This window comes from Legionella quateirensis (assembly GCF_001467955.1).
Taxonomy (GTDB): Bacteria; Pseudomonadota; Gammaproteobacteria; order Legionellales; family Legionellaceae; genus Legionella; species Legionella quateirensis.
The window spans coordinates 1-240 of the sequence record NZ_LNYR01000017.1 but is presented as its reverse complement, the minus strand read 5'-3'; the positions used below and the strand labels follow the sequence as shown (position 1 = coordinate 240).

Here is a 240-nt window from a genome sequence, read left to right as displayed (position 1 = left end):
TTTGATTAAATTACTTGTGACGCCAGTATAAATCGTCCCATTACGCTTATTCGCCATAATATAGATAGCAGGTTGTTTTGTTGGCATGTATTTTCCTTTTTGTTGGACTATTGAATGACTCAGATACATCGCTCTAGGTCACTGGATTGCTTCGTCGCTGCGCTCCTCGCAAAGACGAGTTTCAACACCATATCACATAGCAACATCATAACGGATAGACAGTAGTGATGCACCGAGCCA

1 protein-coding gene is annotated in these 240 nt (G+C 41.7%); it reads right to left on the bottom strand.

The window, feature by feature from the left end; genetic code table 11:
* Window positions 1-87 (bottom strand): GIY-YIG nuclease family protein (locus Lqua_RS18715; RefSeq protein ID WP_162264393.1); only part of this gene is annotated, 87 nt, incomplete at its 3' end.
* Window positions 88-240 lie beyond the last annotated feature (153 nt).